Raw genomic sequence first — 17,952 nt, 5'->3', positions numbered from 1 at the left:
ATCAGGAGAAAAGGTATGACACTAAATGCTGCTGCAACTATTGGCCATCGTTCCAGCCTAAAATTTTAATCAGCCTCAATTCTGAATAACCATAGGCACTGGCTGGATAATTGATTCGATCCGTGGTATTCGAATTAATGAGATAATCTGCCATTTTTCCATCGCTGTCCGTAATTACATCCGTAATGATAACCGAATGGAGCCAGTCGCCATTTTGTCCATATTGTAAAATATCGCCAATTGATCCCGAATAGACGTTTTCGTCAACAAGCGCCACCAGTCCATAGCCATCATTTTCGCTGGCATAGGTGTAAAATTCCTCGACCCCGGTCCAGGCAGGGCTCCGACCCCAGTCCACTTCATCCAGATCCACTTCTTCGCCGTACCATTTCCATTTGTTGTCACCGTCGCTGTCCATGGGGATTCCACCAGCAAAAAGACACTGCGAAATATAGTTATTGCAGTTACCGCCGTAACGATCATAACTGCCATACTCATCATTTCGCTCGACTTCAATGGCGTCAACCCAGGTCATGGCGTAATCCAGTGCCGCCTCAGTGTCATAGTAATGATCAACCGTTACAGTCTCGCTTTCCCATGCCCCTGAATTAAAACCATCCTTTTCCTCGGCCAACGCTTCGATAACTGCCAGCGCATCACTAAGCAGTTCATCTGCCACCACCTCAGGATCGTCATAACTGCCTTCAATTGCTTCTTCCAGCATCAAAAAGCTGTCCTCATCTTTATAATGTTCAGTGATGGCATAACCATCAGCGGTTTCCGTGAGATAAAAGGTGTGAGTAATCCCGGAACTGGAAGACTCCACATCGGGGATAAAGGCAAAGTTAACGGTATGGTCTTCTAACAGAACCACTTCGATCGCATCCGAATTGGTGTCAACGCTTGTCACAGTCAAGCCACATTGATAGTCACTCATTCTCAAATCATTACTCTGGCTTTGTCGCAGTTGGATCAGATAGTCCATGGCGCTCTGATTGACCCAGGCATTTTCACCGGTGGGATCAACAAAAATCCCGGTAAGGTCCTCCGTTTCCAGATTGGCCATGGCACGGAAATAGGTTTCAAAATAGTCATTGATCGGTTTTAGCATGGCACTATCGATTGTTTCATCACTTTCTCTAATTTTTATATTGCCTCCACTTTTAGCCGTATTACTTTCCGGTTTCGCATCAAAAATACTCGAAGCACTGGTCGCAACGGCATCTGAATTTGCCATGACACCGATAGACACGACACCCATTGCCATGATCGTCATGATCACCAGCCCGATCATTGTTCTTCTTCTTTTCCGCCTGATGGCATTTTTTCTTCTTTTCATTTCCCCACCTCTTCAGTATTTGTAACAATTATATATCTATAATGTGTACTTCTCGTGAACAAACCATGAAGATCTGAAAAAAACCGACAAACCGATCCTTTAATGATACTGTACCACCAAAACCAGACACTAATCCAAAAAATAAAAAAAACAGCTTGCGCTGTCAAGGTTGCCGATAAACTACCGTACCGACCAATTGTTAATCTGTTGTCCGCTGCGGAATCGGACAACAGATGCCGTGTCCGCTCCGATGCGTAGGGTCTGACCCCTAGGTCACAACATGATCTAACAATTGTCGGTACTGGGTTAGCTTTTTGACAATCTAAAAATAAAAAAACAGCTTACGCTGTCATCTTTATAAGTGGTGGTGCCCAGAGGCGGAATCGAACCACCGACACGGGGATTTTCAGTCCCCTGCTCTACCGACTGAGCTATCTGGGCATATATAAAACTTGGCAAAAAAATATGGTGGGCCTTCAGGGGCTCGAACCCCGGACCTACCGGTTATGAGCCGGTTGCTCTAACCAACTGAGCTAAAGGCCCCCAAGTAATTTCTAAAAAAAATGGTCGAGGTGAGAGGATTCGAACCTCCGGCCCCATGGTCCCAAACCATGTGCGCTACCAAACTGCGCTACACCTCGATACAATACTTGACTATTATAAATGTTTTCGTGTCTGATGTCAAGGACTTTTTTTATCTTTATGCTTTTCGATGTGATTTATCTTTGACGACTTGCTTATTATAGCACGATCACAAACCCTAATGCAAGTCTTTTTTTCACAAAAGAATCGTTTTTTTTGATTCTTTTGTGAAAAAGCTTGATCCGTATCTATTTTTCCAATACAGTTGCCTTGGCAGTGGTTGGTTCTTTTTCTCGGCGGTTCAGATAACCCTCAACCCGATTAACCCCCCAGCCAAAAATTCTGATCAAGGGATAGATATCCAAGGTTGTAATACCCAACACGATAAACATCGCTGGCAGAAAATCCTGGATTGGAGTCAGGAAAAACAAATCTTCCAAAAACAGCACACAGCATAAAAATGAAACCGTCATCGCAAAGAATAAGGCCCAGCGCTTATTATCAAGTGGCTGGCAGACCCGAAAAAGAATCACTAAGCCAATCAAACCGGTGGAAATAACCGCCAGCGTAGAAATTTGCTGATGATCGAGAGACAGGTAAGCGCCGACGATCATGATCGTCACCACATTAAACACCACCGTCAGCGCCCCCGGCAAGGATTTTTTGAGCACCTTTTCGAGAAAGTTGCCGGTAATCCGGTTCTTATTGGGCTCCAGGGCCAGAAAAACCGAGGGTGCCCCAATTGTCAACGCACTGATCAAAGTCAGTTGAATCGGTACAAAAGGATAGGCCTCATTGGCAATGATCACAATCACAGCCAGCAATAACGAAAACATGGTTTTCACCAAAAATAGCGAGGCCGCCCGGGTAATATTGTTAATAACCCGACGCCCTTCCATCAAGACCCGGGTAAAATTGGCAAAGTTGGAGTCCAATAAGACCAACTGTGAAACCTGGCGCACCGCATCGCTGCCTTCGGCCATGGCAATGCTACAGTCCGCTTCTCTTAAAGCCAATACATCATTGACCCCATCTCCAGTCATCGCCACGGTGTGACCTTGATTTTTAAGCGATTCAATCAATAGTCGTTTCTGCCCCGGGGTTACCCGACCAAAAACCGAATAGTCCAGCGCAGACTTACGAACATCCTCCTCGGTGGTGAGGGTAGCCGCATCCACAAAATTATCCCAATCCAGCAAACCTGCCCGATGGGCAACCTGAGACACCGTTACTGGATTATCTCCGGAAATAACCTTGATTGTGACTCCCTGATTTCTGAAAAACTCCAGGGTCTTCTTGGCTTCCTGACGAATTTTATCGCCCATCGGCAGCAGTGCCACCGTTTTGATATGATCCGGCAAGCTCCCATCCTCTTTAAACGGTTCCGAAGCATAGCCCAACATTAAAACCCGATTGCCTTCACTGGCATAGCCTTCAACCTTATCCTGAATTTCCGGATAACGCTCTTTTAAAATGAATTCCGGTGCCCCGATCACAAAAGTGCCCTGGTCGCTGAAAAAAGCACCACTCCATTTTCGCTCTGAGGAAAAAGGAACCACCCGGTCACACTGCCATTTGGGCGCCTCGCCCTTGCAACTTTCACAGAGAGCCCGATAGGTAGCATTGTCATCTTTTAAATTGGCAATCAAAGCCCGGATCGCCTGAACCGGATTTTTGTCATGACAAAGGGTTTCCATTGACAATACTTCCATATTGCCTTCGGTGATGGTCCCGGTTTTGTCCAGACAAAGCATATCGACCCGGGCCAGCGTCTCAATGCAATAAAGCTCCTGAACCAGCGTCTGATGCTGTCCCAACCGGATTACCCCAACAGCCAGTGCGACACTGGTTAAGAGTACCAACCCTTCCGGAATCATCCCAATCAATGCCGCCACCGTCTGGGTCACACCAGCCTGAAGCGGCAGCGCCTGGACGATCAACTGCTTATAGAGAAGCAGCAGACCAATGGGAACAATCACGATGCTGATGCTTTTCATAATAAAGCCCAATGCTTTCATAATTTCAGAGTTCGGTTTTTTTGCCACCTTGACAGCGTCAACCAGTTTTGAGGCATAGTTTTCCAGACCAACCTGAGTCACCAAAACGCTGGCTTCCCCGGAAACCACAAAACTGCCGGACAGCAGCGAATCGCCCTCATATTTCATAATCGAATCCGACTCACCTGTCAGCAACGATTCATTGACTTCCAGCTCACCTTTGACCACCCGGGAATCGGATGGCACCTGTTTGCCAGCCTTGAGGATCAGAATATCGTCTAGGACGATTTTTTCAAAAACAATTTCCTGGCGGTTGCCATCCCTGATCACCGTCACATGGGGTTGTGAAATCAACGAGAGCCGATCAATGGTTTTTTTTGCCTTAATTTCCTGAATGATACCAATCAATGTGTTTATTATGACAATATTAATAAATAGAAGGTTTTGAAATGACTGTACAAAAATAACCATTAATGCCAGGATGATGTTAAGCATGTTAAACAAGGTTAAACTATTATCCCTGACAATTCTACCAATGGTTTTTGTTTTGGATTGGGGCTGGATATTAACCTTTCCGGCGGCGATCCTTTCTTCAACCTGGACTTGACTCAGTCCAATTTCAAGGTTGATATGATTATCCATTTAATCCTCCCATTTTGTTATTTACTGGTTGGATTATATCACCGCAATCTTAAAATACCTTGTAGCGCCTCCCGCCGTTTAACAATTGATAACTGTTTCAAATTTTACCAAAAAATTTATTAAACAAAAAAGAAGTCTGCCCCAGGGACAAACCTCTTTATATGTGTAGTATTAATTTTTTTGTTATGCCAGACTTTCTCTGACCACTTGATTCACAAGCTTACCATCCGCCCGACCTTTAACCTTCGGCATCAGGGCACTCATTATTTTTCCCATGTCTTTGGCATCAACAGCACCGGTTTCTGTTATTGTTTCAGCCACAATTACTTTGATTTCATCAAGTGTTAATTGTGTAGGAAGGTAGCTCTCGATAATTACTATTTCTTCGCGAGCCTGCTGGATTAAATCGTCTCTTTGAGCTTTCTCAAACTCAGCCAGGCCATCCCGACGTTGTTTGAGCTGTTTGGCAATAATTTCAAGAATCTGGTCATCTGCCAGTTCCACTTGCTGATCCTTCTCGACTTGTAAAATAGCCGCCCGAATCATGGTAACGGTCGATTTCTTGACCTTATCCTTTTCCTTCATTGCTGTTTTTAAGTCAGCCTGTAATTGATCCTTTAATGCCAATTAGTCACATCCTATCTTTTTTTCATCTTTCTTTTTCTAGCTGCTTCTGATTTTCTTTTTCGCTTTACGCTTGGCTTTTCATAATGCTCTCTTTTGCGAATTTCAGACATAACCCCAGCCATTGCAGTTTTTCTTTTGAAACGTCGCAATGCACTTTCGAGTGTTTCATTTTCTTTGATTTTTACTTCAGACATTTTCAACCCCCCCCTCTTATCCGTTGCTAATTTCCGGTATTGTCAATCAACATGGTATGAGTCAAACTTTATTATACGCAATATTTAGAGCGCTGTCAATTATTTTTCAGCCTGGTGGCCATAATAATGGTCGGCCGCCCAATAAATGATAATGCAGATGCGGAACGGTCTGATTACCATCCTTACCGCAATTATTCACCAGTCGAAAACCACTCTCGGCAATCCCCGTTTTAAGGGCAATGCGATTGGCTACCGTATGAACATGGCAAATAATATCATTGCCTGCCTGAACCGACAGGATCGAATCAAAATGTTCTTTGGGGATAATAATCACATGAACCGGGGCCTGGGGCGCAATATCGTTAAAGGCGATGACCCGGTCATCTTCATAAACCACATCGGCGGGAATTTCCTTATTGACGATCTTACAAAAAATACAGTCTTGGGACATATCTTCCTCCTTATTATATAGATTCTCCGACTAACTTATCAGCATACCGACTAATATATGATACCCTAACCGGGATGATTCTACCACTTATTTCTTCCTCGGTTTTGAGTATCACTGGCAGATAGTTCTTGGTGTGGCCGGAATAGCCAGCATCATCGTGGGTTGCTTCAAAAAGCACCTCAACCACACTGTCATCATTTTTTTTAAGAAAGGCCGCTTCCAATTCCCGGGACAATTCGCTCAGTTCATGACTGCGGGAATTTTTCAGGCTTTCATCGATCTGATCCGGAAAATGGGCCGCTTTTGTTCCGGATCGCCGGGAATATTTAAATACATGGATCTGGTAGAAGCCTACCGCCCTGGCAAAGTCGAGCGTCTCAGCAAATTCTGCCACCGTTTCTCCGGGGAAGCCCACCATGATATCCGTGGTGATGGCGGCCAATGGAAAGACCTCCCGGATCTGGTTGACGATCTCCATGTATTCAGCCGTCGTATAACGGCGGCCCATCCGTTTGAGCACGGTATCACTACCGCTTTGCAAAGATAAATGAAAATGCGGACAGAAGCTGTTAAGTGCCGCCAGCCGCTTAAGCCGCTGAGGGGTTATAAATTTAGGTTCCATCGACCCCAGCCGAATCCGTTTAAGCTCTTCAATTTTGTCAAGGGTTTCAATCAGATCAATCAGATCAGTTTTACCGGTGTCTTCTTGATCAACCCCATAGGAGGCAATGTGAATCCCAGACAGGATCACCTCCTGATACCCCATTGCCACCACCCGGTTGACTTCATCAATAATCTGCTGCTGGTTGCGGCTTCGCACCGGACCTCTGGCAAAGGGGACAATACAATAGGTACAAAATTGATTGCAGCCCTCCTGAATTTTAATAAAGGCCCGGGTTTTTCCTTTGACCTCGGAAATCATCAGCGGTTCAAATACCTTTTCATCCATGATATTCGAGACAAAATCCCGCTGGCTGACATCATTGCGATGGGCAGTAATATAGGACAGAATGTCGCCCCGATTTTTGGTGCCAATCATTAAATCCACTTCCGCTATTTTTTCCACTTCCGCAGGAGCCACCTGGACATAGCAACCCACCGCACAGATAATCGCCTCGGGGTTGATCCGCTTGGCCTTGCGCATCATTTTTCGAGATTTCTGATCGCCCAAATGGGTGACCGTACAGGTGTTGATGACGTAAACATCGGCCACCTCGGAAAAATCCACAATGGTATAGCCAGCCGACTCAAAAAGCTCCATCATCGCCTCGCTGTCGTAGGTGTTGACCTTACAGCCCAGGGTCATAAAAGCAACTTTGTTATTTGTGTTGTTCATACCGCTTCTTTCCACCTCACTTCCAGAAATTTAATTGACTGAGCACCATCATCCCGGCGGTTTCCGTTCTTAAGATCCGTTTTCCCAGACTGACGCTGATCACTCCGGCAGCTTGGCAGGCCGCCGCTTCCTGGGGATCAAAGCCCCCTTCCGGGCCAATAATCACCGCAATTCTTAGCGGTTTATCAGCGACATGCTTTTTTTCAAAAGCGGTCAGTGCTTCTTTAAGGGTCTGCCGGTTTTCATCCTCATAGGCTAAGAGTATCAGATCGTAGCGATCCGTTTCCTGCAAAACACCAGCCAGGGTGAGTGGTTTCCCGATCTGCGGGATGATGCCCCGTTTCGACTGCTTGGCTGCTTCATAGGCAATCCGCTGCCAGCGTTCGATTTTTTTATCCTGTTTGTCTTTGATTTGTACAACCGCCCGCAATGAAGAAAAGGGGACGATCTCATAAACGCCTAACTCCACCCCTTTTTGAATAATCATTTCCATTTTGGTGCCCTTGGGCAAGCCCTGATAGAGGGTGATTAAAAGCTCCGGCGTTTCGCCCTGGGATGGTTCCTGGCTCTTTATATAGCCGGAAATTGTCCGATCTGTGGGGCTGTCCAATACAATCAGATAGTCATTGCCCAGACCATCACAAACTTCGATGCGATCATCTTTTCCCAACCGCAAAACCTTGGTAATATGTTTGAAATCTTCCCCGGAAATAACAACGGTGGATCCGGAGATCTGACCGGGTTCGACAAAAAAGCGATGCATGCTAGTCTCTTTTCTGGGCAACCACGCCAACCCACTCGCCCATTTGCTGAACATAAACCAGTTTGAAGTTTTCCGCTTCCAAAGCATTGAGGACGTCCCCCAACCGGTCAATGATGATGCCGGAAGAAATAAAGATGCCGTTTTCTTTCAGATAGGGTTTGATGATCCCTGACAACTCGACAATGGCGGCAGCCAGTATATTGGCCACAATCACATCGGCCTGTTCATCGATGACATCCAACAGATTTCCTTCGCGGATTTCAACCAGAGCGCCTAAATCATTGAGCTCCGCATTTTCCCGGGCAATTTTTACGGCCAGGGTATCAAAATCAACCGCCACTACTTTTTTTGCTTTCAGTTTACCGGCAATCAATGAGAGCACTCCGGTACCACAGCCAATATCCAGCACCACGTCGCCAGGCTTAATATACTCTTCCAGCTTTATGGCACAAAGCTGAGTGGTTTCATGGGTGCCGGTGCCAAAAGCCATACCGGGATCAATGTTGATGACGATCTCATCCTCTTCGGGGGCATAGGCTTCCCAGGTCGGTTTGATGACAATACTTTTGCCGACCTTGGTGGGTTTATAGAACTTTTTCCAGGAGTTGGCCCAATCCTCCTCTTCCACCTCGGTAATCAGCATCTCACAAGCACCAGGATCCAGACCAAAAGAAGGCAGCATCTTCACTGAGCTAATCAGTTTGTGTACTGCTTCTTCGGTATCTTCCACCTCGCTGAAATATCCCCGCACAATGGAAACATTGGGATCAATTTCCAGAAGGGCTTCATCGACAAAATTAACCTTAGGATCTTGCTGAATTAAAAGCGCATCCTGCAAGGTCTGAATGGCTACGCCATCCGCCCCGGCTTCATAAAAAGCATTAACCACTGCTTCCTCCGCTTCCAATGTTGTTGTGATTTGAACTTCTTTCCAAAGCATTCCCTTACCTCCAGTTTAATCGTTGTGGTATTATACCACGTTTTCCGCATGTTTAACAATTGATCATTATAACCCATCTACCTTAGAAAAGAAATAGATTTTTTCACTTCTTTGTCTTAGTCTAGTACCGATAATTGTTACATCATGTTGTCTGCATCGGGGCGAACAGGCGATAGACCTGTCCGATCCCGCAGCAGACAACAGATTAACAATTAGTCGGTACGGCACAGTGCGGGTACAGAAATTTTTTGCCAGCTTTCTGTAAAATATCGTTAATCGATGTAACCGGTTCCCGATTAATGCTATAATGGCCATACTTAAATTAATTCAAAGTTATCTCTAGATAAAAAAAACAATACCGACAATTGTTAGACTCAAACAAAAATACAGATAGAAAAGGTGACACGATGGAAACTGAAAAGAAAAAACGCACCATTCAGGAATACGTTCCCGGTAAACAGGTAACCCTGGCCCACATTATTGCCAAACCCAAAAATGAAATCTATATTAAATTGGGCTTAGACGATGAAAATGCTGATGCCATTGGCATTTTAACCATTACGCCCAGCGAAGCGGCCATCATTGCCGCTGATGCTGCCACCAAGGCTGCTCCGGTCGAAATCGGATTTCTTGATCGTTTCAGTGGTTCTCTGGTCATCACTGGTCGGGTCTCTGATGTGAAGGCCGCCGTGACCGAAATCCTTAATACCCTTAATCATATTTTAGGTTTCGACATTCCTAAAATTACCTACTCTTAAATCAATGGCCAGCAATAAAAAACGGGTGGCCCTCATCGGAAAAATCGGCAGCGGAAAAACCACCCTGATGCAACGACTGGGCGAAGACGAACTCAAGTATTCCAAAACCCAGATGGTCACATATTATGACGAGTTTATTGATACCCCGGGGGAGTTTATTGAACTCCCGTTTTTTTCACGTCAGGCCATCAATATCACCATGGATGCCGGACTGGTGATCCTGGTCAATTCCTGCGTCGATCCTCAGAATGCCGTACCGCCGAACTTCGTTCACACCTATAACATCCCCTCCATCGGGGTGATCACCAAAACGGATCTGGGTGAATGCAATATCAAGCGTAGCCGTAATCTGCTGATCTATGCCGGTATCAATCCCAAACACATCTATGTGGTCAGCTCCTATACCGGCGAAGGCATCCCCGAACTGGAAGCCGCCATCCATCATTTTATGGAACCTCACCGGAATAAATAAAGATATCACCACCGCATCGTATTAATCAATTAATTGATTAATACTTCGTAGGGGCGAACCGTGTTCGCCCGCACCCTATTTAAATTAAGGAAGTGAAAACATGACCTATGACAGCTATGGCAATTTAACAGTGGCAGGCGTTGCCGACTACCTTAAAGAAAAAGCGATCTTTCCGGCTGATGCTTTCCTTACCGTGGTGGATTTACACGCCGTCAAGGAAAGTATTGAAGGCTTTGTCAATTTAATTTATCACGTCTATGACCAAACCGGTAAATCAGTGGTCATGAAACAAATGCTCTCGATGCCCCGGTTTCGGATTGAAGACGAAAAGAATAATACCGTCGAAGATACCGATTCCGAAGGCTGGACTCTGGATCTGGGCCGAATGCGTTCTGAAATTGCCACCCTGATTTTCTGGAACTCGGTTTATCCCGGCATCAGCCCAGAAATTTATCTTTTTGACGAACCCAATCGAATCATCGTCATGGAAGATCTGATGGATTTGAGTCTGCTACGATTTGAGCTGTGCCGGATGGTTAAACACGGGCACTTCACCGAAAAAATCGGCGCTTTTTTTGCCCGGAATCTATTTTACTCATCCAATCTGCATCTTACCAATTATAAAAAATCCGAGGTTGAACGCTTCTTTGTCAACCCCGAATATACTGCCCTGGTGCCCTTCCTTTTCCACGAAAACATCGGCGTTTCCTGGGAACGGGAGATGATTCCTGGCACCGCTGAAAAACGGGCTGAACTGGTTGAAAATCCCCAGATTAAAGCTCAGTTTAGGCGGCTGGAAGACAAGTTTCTTAACGATCGGGAATGCCTGATCCACACTGATCTTCATAGCTCCAACATCATGATCAGCGCAACGGATGTCCGCATCATTGATGGTGAATTTGCCGGTTTCGGTCCCCTGGCCCAGGATTTTGGCCGACTGACTGCCAGCCTGACCCTGAACTATCTTTCCTGGTTTGGCGATGACACCAAATCCGCCCCGGAAAAAGCCGATTTTCAGGCCTATCTACGAGATACCATCACCGATCTTTATACCACCTTCCAAACGGAATTTCGCCAACTGGTGGAAGCCCACCGGGAGGAAAGCTACAGCTTAAAAACACTTGATGTGGAAGGCTATCTCACCGATCAGCTGCAAAACGCCCTTGCCTACACCGGTGTCAATGTGATGTCACGACTGGCTAATCGGGGCATCTGTTACGATCTGCTGCGGCTGCCCGAAGCCGCCCGATTGGTTCCGACGCTACTGGGCATGGACATTTCTAAAGAGCTACTGCTCAACCATCGAAACTACACGACGATCACCGACTACACCCGGTTGCTAAAAAACCTGGTTTAATCATTAACAACACCTAAAATGCCGCTGTTTTCCAAAACGAAAACAGCGGCATTTATGTTACTGCACAAAACAGTTTACACCAGTACTGCAATGGTATCGCCAGCTTTTATATTGCCACCTACGATCACAGCAGTAAAGACAACCTCATTGGCCAAAACGCACTTTCCGTTTTCATCACCGATTTCACAGCCAAAGCATTTTTTTCCAATCTGGGTAATCTCCTGAATGGTTTCGCCAATTTTTACCCGGGTACCCAGCGGCAATTTAAACAGCTCGATGCCCTCGGTGGTGATGTTTTCATTAAACCGCCCCGTGCATAAACCTGCCCCATTAATTATTTTTATTTGATCGGTGTCATCACGGCCAAACAAACAAACCTGTCTTTGATCCCGGCCACCGTGATGATCCCCCTCTAGTCCAAACCCCGGGATAAAAAGAGCGGGTTGATCCAGACGATTGCGCTCACCCTTTTTTACGCTTCGATAAACAGCGCTAACCTTTCCCAATTGGTTCACCTGCTTCTTTCATATATTTTTATTGCCTCTTCATCGTGTTTAAATAAAATACTCGCAGGTGCCCTTTTCATTATAAGACTTTACCAGATCTGCCAGGGTAATATTGTCCACCACATTTTCAACTGCTTCTTTTATTTGCCGCCAGACATCAACTGTAACACAACGATCCGCCCGGTCACAGCCACCCGGTTCATCCAAGCAGGCAACCGGAGATAACTCCCCTTCCATCAGCCGCAAAATCATCCCTACAGTATAGTCTTCCGGCGGATTGGCCAGCTGATAGCCGCCCTGTGAACCCCGGACGCTCCGGACAAACCCCGCCCGGGAAATTTGGGTAATAATCTGTTCCAGATATTTTTCAGAAATTTCCTGACGCTCAGCAATCCGTTTGATGGGAATATACTCCCCGGTGTTATTAATCGCCAGATCCAGCATCAGCCGCAACGCATAACGCCCTTTAGTTGATATTTTCATAATCGGTATTCTCCTGATAATCGGTGGTTTTAATTGAGCACTGACAACATCCCCGCATAAGCCTGGTGATTTGTGGTCTCAATCCTCTTCCTTCCGCATTCTACTTCTCACATTTTTATATCGCATACTCAATTCATATCAGTTTTATATGTTTTTTGTTTTCATTATATGCCTCCAGCTTTTCTTTGTCAACTAAAAAATGCCGGATTTCTCCGGCATAAATTGACTTTTGATTAATACGCCTTGGCATACCGTCAATTGTTGTGTTGTCTTATACACATCAAATGATGCTTGGCGGGCGCTTTCGAACTTGTCGCCTGAAAATGATCAGGCATCTTTTTTCGGATGATTTTCCTTTTCTTCGGCTTCAACCCGAGACCAGAAACGTTTCCCTTCCGGATGCGCGTCTTCTCCGGTTACCTTGGCATACTCGTTTAATGCATGACGCTGTTCACGATTGAGCTTACGGGGTACTTCCACCTTAATAGTAATAAACTGATCCCCCCGACCCCGGCCGTTAACATTGGGTATCCCTTTTCCTTTAAGTCGGAATACCTTACCGTTTTGGGTACCTTCTGGTATTTTAAGCTTGATTTTGCTGTCAATGGTCGGTACCACAATGCTGTCACCCAACGCCGCCTGGGCATAGGTAATGGGCAGTTCATAATAAACATCGTCATCGCTGCGTTTAAATAAGGGGTCTTCCCGAACGCTTATATACACCAGCAGATCACCGGCACTGCCGTGGTTTGGCCCGGCGTTGCCCTGACCTCGCAGTGGCAGAATTGAACCGTCATAGACACCAGCGGGAATTTTGATGCTAATGGTGCGTTCTTTGGATTCAAGTCCGGAACCATGACAGGTGGGACACGGTTTATCAATGATTTTGCCTTCACCATGACACTTGTCACAGGTGTGAACCTGTTGAACTGTTCCAAATGGCGTCTGCTGTCTGACATAAACCTGACCCGAACCGCCACATTGGTCACAGGTTTTTGAAGTCGATCCTTTTTCAGCACCAGAACCGCCGCAACTTCCACATTCTTCATTACGTTTAATCTTAATTTTCTTTTCGATGCCAAAAACGGCTTCATGGAAAGACAGATTAATACTGATCTTCATGTCAGAGCCCCGGTTGGAACGTCGACCACCACGGCCGCCGCTAAACCCACCGCCGCCGCCAAAGGCGCTGAAAATATCGCCAAAGATATCCTCAAAACCACCAAAACCACCGGAAAATCCGCCGCCACCGCCGCCAAAACCAGCATTGGGATCAACCCCGGCGTGACCATATTGATCATAGCGGGCTTTCTTATCGGCATCACTTAGAATTTCATAGGCTTCATTGGCTTCCTTGAACTTTTCTTCAGCTTCAGCATTCCCCGGATTTTTGTCCGGATGGAACTCCATGGCTTTTTTTCGGTATGCTTTTTTTATCTCATCCGGACTGGAGTCTTTACCGACCCCCAGCACCTCGTAGTAATCTCTTTTTTCACTCATAAATACTCTCACCTCTTTTGAATCCTAAACACCAACTAAACAACTACTTATTATACCTTTTTGAACAGCAGAGTTAAAGTCTTTTTTCGTGGAGCGTCTATTTCAACAATCTGCAAATCATGGTCCGTAGGGGCGATCCGCGATCGCCCGCGCATAAACGTCAGTTTCTTGATCCACGCTCCAGGCGATCACAGATCGCCCCTACAATTGCCTCCACGAAACTTTTCAAAACGCTCACCCACATTTTGAGCCGTTTGCAGGCAGTCGCCAACTGCAGGCGCGCTTGCGCTTGGCTCGTTGCCTCCACGAAAAAGAGTGGCAGCCTTGGCTGCCACTGGTTTTTGCCGGTTTCTGGCAATTCTTACTCTTTAACTTCCTCATATTCAGCATCCACAACATCGTCATCACCCTGATCTGTAGTTTCCTGTTCGTCAGGTGCCTGTTGTGCAGCGGCTTGCTCATACATTTTCTGAGCTAATGGGTAGAAGGATTCATTTAATGCTTCGGTTGCCTTTGTAATGGCTTCCACATCATCCCCTTCACTGGCTGTTTTCAGTTCGGCAATCGCCGCTTCAACCTTAGCCTTATCATCATCCGAAACCTTACCTTCCATTTCTTTCAGGGACTGTTCAGTTTGATAGATCGTGGAATCAGCAATATTTTTAGCTTCTATCAAAGCTTTTACTTTTTTATCTTCTTCAGCGTGTTGTTCAGCTTCTTTAACCGCTTTATCAATTTCTTCGTCACTCATGTTGGTGGTCGATTTGATAACAACATTTTGAGATTTACCGGTTCCCATGTCTTTAGCGGACACATTGACAATACCATTGGCATCAATATCAAAGGTTACTTCAATTTGTGGAATTCCTCGTCGTGCTGCTGGAATCCCGGTTAATTGGAAGCGACCCAATGTCTTGTTATCCTTGGACATTTCTCGTTCACCCTGTAAAACATGGATGTCAACAGCCGTTTGATTGTCTGCTGCAGTTGAGAATGTCTGACTTTTCTTGGTCGGAATCGTGGTGTTTCTATCGATCAACCGGGTGAATACTCCACCTAATGTTTCAATTCCCAGAGATAATGGGGTGACATCAAGCAGTAATACGTCATGAACTTCACCAGCTAATACCCCCGCTTGAATCGCCGCTCCGATGGCTACACATTCATCCGGGTTAATCCCTTTGTAGGCTTCTTTACCGGTAATGTTTTTAACGGCATCCTGTACGGATGGGGTTCGGGTCGAGCCACCAACTAAAATTACCTTATCCAATTCATTTTTAGAAAGGCCGGCATCTTTCATGGCTTTTTCAACCGGTCCAATGGTGCTCTTAACCAGATCTGAAGTCAGCTCATCGAATTTTGCCCGGGTCAGGGATAATTCCAAATGCTGTGGACCTTCTGCCGTGGCGGTGATAAAGGGTAGATTAATATCTGATTTCATAACCGTCGATAATTCAATTTTGGCCTTTTCAGCTGCTTCTTTAAGTCGTTGCAGAGCCATTTTGTCATTTTTAAGATCAATTCCATGACTTTTCTTAAATTCAGAAGCCATCCAGTCAATGATCTTCTGATCGAAATCATCACCACCCAGGTGATTGTTTCCATTGGTTGCTTTTACTTCGAAAACGCCATCCCCCAGTTCCAGAATGGATACGTCAAATGTTCCACCACCCAAGTCATAGACCATAATTTTGTCATTGGCATCTTTATCCAAACCATAAGCCAGCGCTGCTGCGGTTGGTTCATTGATAATTCGCAGTACTTCCAGACCGGCAATCCGTCCGGCATCTTTGGTCGCCTGTCTTTGGGCATCACTGAAGTAGGCCGGTACGGTGATAACTGCTTTACTGACAGTTTCACCCAGATACGCTTCGGCATCCGCTTTAAGCTTTTGCAGAATCATGGCTGAAATTTCCTGAGGAGTATAACTTTTGTCATCGACGGTTACTTTACGGTCGGTCCCCATATCCCGTTTAATTGACGAAATGGTGCGATCCGGATTGGTAACTGCCTGTCGTTTGGCAACCTGTCCCACCAGTCGCTCACCATCTTTGGCAAAAGCAACAACCGATGGGGTCGTTCTATTTCCTTCGGCATTAGGGATTACGACGGCTTCACCGCCTTCTAATACGGCTACACAAGAGTTTGTGGTTCCTAAGTCAATCCCGATAATTTTTTCTTTACTCATATCTATTTCCTCCTGAATTGTTTACTATTTTTTAAATAAAAACTCGTTTCTGGTGATAAGACCAGCGAATTTTTGATTCTTTATGATTCTATTGCTAATTATAATTTCATTTTTTAATGCAAGCTGCTGCAATGCTACTTGCTGCAAACCTTAACCATGGCTGGCCGGATTACCTTGCCCTTGAATTTATACCCCTTCTGGAATACGTCCATGATCTCCTGGTCTTCTTTTTCTTCGTCCTCACCAACAGCAACGCCATGGTGGAGATTGGGATCAAAGGGACCTTCACAGATAATTTCTTCCAGTCCTTCTTCTTTGAGAACATCCTTAAGCTGCTTAAAAACCATTTCCAGTCCATCAATATAACCTTTGGCTTCCTCGCTGGCATCGGTTAAGGCGGCTTCCGCCCGCTCCAGATTATCCATTACCGGCAACAGCTTGGTAGCAAAGTTCTCTGATGCAAATTGATACATTTCTGTTTTTTCTTTTTGACTCCGCTTTTTAAAATTCTCAAAATCAGCCTGAAGTCTGATCAGGCGATTCAAGACGGCCTCATCCTCCTTTACAATCTCCTTTAATACCTCTTCCGGAGATGTCTCTGCGGTTTCCTCTGCTGCGGCCTCATCGGCTACTGTTTCTGCTTCATCTAAAAGCGCTTCATCTGTTTCAAAAGCGGTTTCTGTTTTAATTTCCTCTTCTTTTATCATCTAATCACCTATTTCATTAATAAATTTGAGATATGTAAATTTAACTCATTGCGGATATAGTTAAGAACCGACGACACATTGTCATAGTTCATCCGGGTGGGTCCGATTACGCCAAAGGCGCCCATCATTTCGCCATCCAACTCGTAGGTGGAAGTAATAATGCTGAAGTCTTTAAGATTTTCATTGTCATTTTCACTCCCTATTTTTATCCGAATGACCTGATTGCCATCCTTGGATGCCATCATTTCTGAGAGCACCTGCTTTTCCTGAACAATATTGATCAATTGCTTAATCTTATTGACGTCACTGAACTCCGGATAATTAAATAGATTGGTTAATCCGGTGGAGTGAACCTCCGAAGCGTCCTCCATCAAGGCTTTTTTTAGATGCGGGATAATCTCATGGATCAATTTACTTTCCGCCGGGGACAATTCCTGAATTTGATCGATTAAATCCGAACTCATCTCACTGAGAACGGTATTTTTTAAAAATCCATTAATCACATTGGAAAGCTTCAGCGCCAGGATGGTATCAACCTCCTGGGAAAGGGTTACCTCAATGTTTTTAGCCATGCCCTCCTGGGTCACTACTACCATAAGTACCCTGTTTTTAATTAAAGAAACAATTTGGACATGTTTACAGTTAAAATTTGTAACTCGAGGCGCCAGAACGACTGCTGTATAGTTGGTTAGCTGCGACAAAACCTGAGCAGTATGCGACATCGTCGGTCCCAGTTCAGTGGTATGATCCAGAAAACCGCGATGAATATCCGTCCGGATCATCTTCTCAAGTTTTTGGATCTCCATAATTTCATCAACGTAATAACGATAGGCTTGCTGGGTTGGAATCCGTCCCGAAGAGGTGTGGGGTTGAACCAGAAAACCCAGTTCTTCAAGATCAGCCATCTCATTTCGAATGGTGGCCGGACTGATACCCAAATTACATCTTTTTGAAAGCGTCCGGGAGCCAACCGGCTCGGCGGTATTGATGTAGTCACGGATGATCACTTCTAATATTTTCTTTTTACGTGCGTTAAGTTCCATGATTCACCTCGTTATTAGCACTCGCAATAATTGAGTGCTAACATCTGAGTTAAATATAACACCCTAC

17 protein-coding genes and 3 tRNA genes are annotated in these 17,952 nt (G+C 45.3%); 3 read left to right on the top strand and 17 right to left on the bottom strand.

Going from position 1 to position 17,952, the window contains the following annotated elements:
- Nucleotides 1–37 precede the first annotated feature (37 nt).
- From ACWI_RS18545 to prmA, 11 genes are all read right to left on the bottom strand, one after another.
- Nucleotides 38–1,339 (bottom strand): amidase domain-containing protein, encoded by a 1,302-nt coding sequence (locus tag ACWI_RS18545; RefSeq protein ID WP_084633672.1) that lies wholly within the window; start codon nt 1,337–1,339, stop codon nt 38–40.
- 365 nt (nt 1,340–1,704) lie between these two features.
- Nucleotides 1,705–1,780 (bottom strand) — tRNA-Phe (locus tag ACWI_RS12590).
- A gap of 25 nt (nt 1,781–1,805) precedes the next feature.
- Nucleotides 1,806–1,882: transfer RNA gene (locus tag ACWI_RS12585), tRNA-Ile, on the bottom strand.
- A gap of 21 nt (nt 1,883–1,903) precedes the next feature.
- Nucleotides 1,904–1,980, bottom strand: a tRNA-Pro gene (locus ACWI_RS12580).
- Between the two features lie 189 nt (nt 1,981–2,169).
- Nucleotides 2,170–4,560: a cation-translocating P-type ATPase gene (locus tag ACWI_RS12575; RefSeq protein WP_070371790.1), complete on the bottom strand. Its 2,391-nt coding sequence runs from the start codon at nt 4,558–4,560 to the stop codon at nt 2,170–2,172.
- Nucleotides 4,561–4,743: 183 nt separating this feature from the next.
- A complete protein-coding gene (locus ACWI_RS12570) occupies nt 4,744–5,187 on the bottom strand; it encodes a GatB/YqeY domain-containing protein (protein ID WP_070371789.1) in 444 nt (147 codons plus the stop codon).
- An 11-nt stretch (nt 5,188–5,198) separates the two neighbouring features.
- Nucleotides 5,199–5,381 carry a 30S ribosomal protein S21 gene (gene rpsU, locus ACWI_RS12565; RefSeq protein ID WP_013379247.1) on the bottom strand — a complete coding sequence of 61 codons (183 nt, stop codon included), beginning with the start codon at nt 5,379–5,381 and terminating at the stop codon, nt 5,199–5,201.
- A gap of 106 nt (nt 5,382–5,487) precedes the next feature.
- Nucleotides 5,488–5,832 (bottom strand): histidine triad nucleotide-binding protein, encoded by a 345-nt coding sequence (locus ACWI_RS12560; protein ID WP_070371788.1) that lies wholly within the window; start codon nt 5,830–5,832, stop codon nt 5,488–5,490.
- Between the two features lie 13 nt (nt 5,833–5,845).
- The gene (gene mtaB, locus ACWI_RS12555) at nt 5,846–7,168 is read right to left on the bottom strand and encodes a tRNA (N(6)-L-threonylcarbamoyladenosine(37)-C(2))-methylthiotransferase MtaB (RefSeq protein ID WP_070371787.1); all 1,323 of its coding nucleotides are present in this window, start codon (nt 7,166–7,168) and stop codon (nt 5,846–5,848) included.
- A 16-nt stretch (nt 7,169–7,184) separates the two neighbouring features.
- On the bottom strand, nt 7,185–7,931 hold the full coding sequence (locus tag ACWI_RS12550) for an RsmE family RNA methyltransferase (protein WP_070371786.1): 747 nt from the start codon (nt 7,929–7,931) through the stop codon (nt 7,185–7,187).
- Nucleotide 7,932: 1 nt separating this feature from the next.
- The gene (prmA, locus tag ACWI_RS12545) at nt 7,933–8,871 is read right to left on the bottom strand and encodes a 50S ribosomal protein L11 methyltransferase (protein ID WP_070371785.1); all 939 of its coding nucleotides are present in this window, start codon (nt 8,869–8,871) and stop codon (nt 7,933–7,935) included.
- A 407-nt stretch (nt 8,872–9,278) separates the two neighbouring features.
- Between prmA and ACWI_RS12540 the strand changes: the two genes are divergently transcribed.
- From ACWI_RS12540 to ACWI_RS12530, 3 genes are all read left to right on the top strand, one after another.
- Nucleotides 9,279–9,629, top strand: coding sequence for a BMC domain-containing protein (locus ACWI_RS12540; protein WP_070371784.1), 351 nt, complete (start codon nt 9,279–9,281; stop codon nt 9,627–9,629).
- Nucleotides 9,630–9,633: 4 nt separating this feature from the next.
- On the top strand, nt 9,634–10,101 hold the full coding sequence (locus ACWI_RS12535; protein WP_070371783.1) for a EutP/PduV family microcompartment system protein: 468 nt from the start codon (nt 9,634–9,636) through the stop codon (nt 10,099–10,101).
- A 100-nt stretch (nt 10,102–10,201) separates the two neighbouring features.
- Nucleotides 10,202–11,458 carry an S-methyl-5-thioribose kinase gene (locus ACWI_RS12530; protein ID WP_070371782.1) on the top strand — a complete coding sequence of 419 codons (1,257 nt, stop codon included), beginning with the start codon at nt 10,202–10,204 and terminating at the stop codon, nt 11,456–11,458.
- Between the two features lie 74 nt (nt 11,459–11,532).
- On the opposite strand, the gene ACWI_RS12525 is transcribed toward ACWI_RS12530, so the two are convergent.
- The 6 genes from ACWI_RS12525 to hrcA form a co-directional block, all read right to left on the bottom strand.
- Nucleotides 11,533–11,964 (bottom strand): MOSC domain-containing protein, encoded by a 432-nt coding sequence (locus ACWI_RS12525; protein WP_070371781.1) that lies wholly within the window; start codon nt 11,962–11,964, stop codon nt 11,533–11,535.
- 48 nt (nt 11,965–12,012) lie between these two features.
- Nucleotides 12,013–12,447: an RrF2 family transcriptional regulator gene (locus tag ACWI_RS12520; protein ID WP_070371780.1), complete on the bottom strand. Its 435-nt coding sequence runs from the start codon at nt 12,445–12,447 to the stop codon at nt 12,013–12,015.
- Nucleotides 12,448–12,774: 327 nt separating this feature from the next.
- Entirely contained in the window at nt 12,775–13,947 is a 1,173-nt protein-coding gene (dnaJ, locus tag ACWI_RS12515) for a molecular chaperone DnaJ (protein ID WP_070371779.1), read from the bottom strand.
- A gap of 361 nt (nt 13,948–14,308) precedes the next feature.
- Complete coding sequence (gene dnaK, locus ACWI_RS12505; protein ID WP_070371777.1) at nt 14,309–16,135, bottom strand: molecular chaperone DnaK; 1,827 nt, start codon at nt 16,133–16,135, stop codon at nt 14,309–14,311.
- Between the two features lie 134 nt (nt 16,136–16,269).
- On the bottom strand, nt 16,270–16,842 hold the full coding sequence (grpE, locus tag ACWI_RS12500; protein WP_070371776.1) for a nucleotide exchange factor GrpE: 573 nt from the start codon (nt 16,840–16,842) through the stop codon (nt 16,270–16,272).
- 8 nt (nt 16,843–16,850) lie between these two features.
- Nucleotides 16,851–17,885 (bottom strand): heat-inducible transcriptional repressor HrcA, encoded by a 1,035-nt coding sequence (gene hrcA, locus ACWI_RS12495; protein WP_070371775.1) that lies wholly within the window; start codon nt 17,883–17,885, stop codon nt 16,851–16,853.
- Between the last annotated feature and the right edge of the window lie 67 nt (nt 17,886–17,952).

This window comes from Acetobacterium wieringae (assembly GCF_001766835.1).
Lineage (GTDB): Bacteria > Bacillota > Clostridia > Eubacteriales > Eubacteriaceae > Acetobacterium > Acetobacterium wieringae.
The sequence above is the reverse complement of the archived record's forward strand: the minus strand, read 5'-3'. Positions and strand labels throughout refer to the sequence as shown.

Coding starts and splice junctions, on each gene's coding strand:
- ACWI_RS18545 (WP_084633672.1), bottom strand. CDS start 1,339: ATGAAAAGAAGAAAAAATGCCATCAGGCGGAAAAGAAGAAGAACAATG.
- ACWI_RS12575 (WP_070371790.1), bottom strand. CDS start 4,560: ATGGATAATCATATCAACCTTGAAATTGGACTGAGTCAAGTCCAGGTT.
- rpsU (WP_013379247.1), bottom strand. CDS start 5,381: ATGTCTGAAGTAAAAATCAAAGAAAATGAAACACTCGAAAGTGCATTG.
- ACWI_RS12560 (WP_070371788.1), bottom strand. CDS start 5,832: ATGTCCCAAGACTGTATTTTTTGTAAGATCGTCAATAAGGAAATTCCC.
- mtaB (WP_070371787.1), bottom strand. CDS start 7,168: ATGAACAACACAAATAACAAAGTTGCTTTTATGACCCTGGGCTGTAAG.
- ACWI_RS12550 (WP_070371786.1), bottom strand. CDS start 7,931: ATGCATCGCTTTTTTGTCGAACCCGGTCAGATCTCCGGATCCACCGTT.
- prmA (WP_070371785.1), bottom strand. CDS start 8,871: ATGCTTTGGAAAGAAGTTCAAATCACAACAACATTGGAAGCGGAGGAA.
- ACWI_RS12540 (WP_070371784.1), top strand. CDS start 9,279: ATGGAAACTGAAAAGAAAAAACGCACCATTCAGGAATACGTTCCCGGT.
- ACWI_RS12535 (WP_070371783.1), top strand. CDS start 9,634: ATGGCCAGCAATAAAAAACGGGTGGCCCTCATCGGAAAAATCGGCAGC.
- ACWI_RS12530 (WP_070371782.1), top strand. CDS start 10,202: ATGACCTATGACAGCTATGGCAATTTAACAGTGGCAGGCGTTGCCGAC.
- ACWI_RS12520 (WP_070371780.1), bottom strand. CDS start 12,447: ATGAAAATATCAACTAAAGGGCGTTATGCGTTGCGGCTGATGCTGGAT.
- dnaJ (WP_070371779.1), bottom strand. CDS start 13,947: ATGAGTGAAAAAAGAGATTACTACGAGGTGCTGGGGGTCGGTAAAGAC.
- dnaK (WP_070371777.1), bottom strand. CDS start 16,135: ATGAGTAAAGAAAAAATTATCGGGATTGACTTAGGAACCACAAACTCT.
- grpE (WP_070371776.1), bottom strand. CDS start 16,842: ATGATAAAAGAAGAGGAAATTAAAACAGAAACCGCTTTTGAAACAGAT.
- hrcA (WP_070371775.1), bottom strand. CDS start 17,885: ATGGAACTTAACGCACGTAAAAAGAAAATATTAGAAGTGATCATCCGT.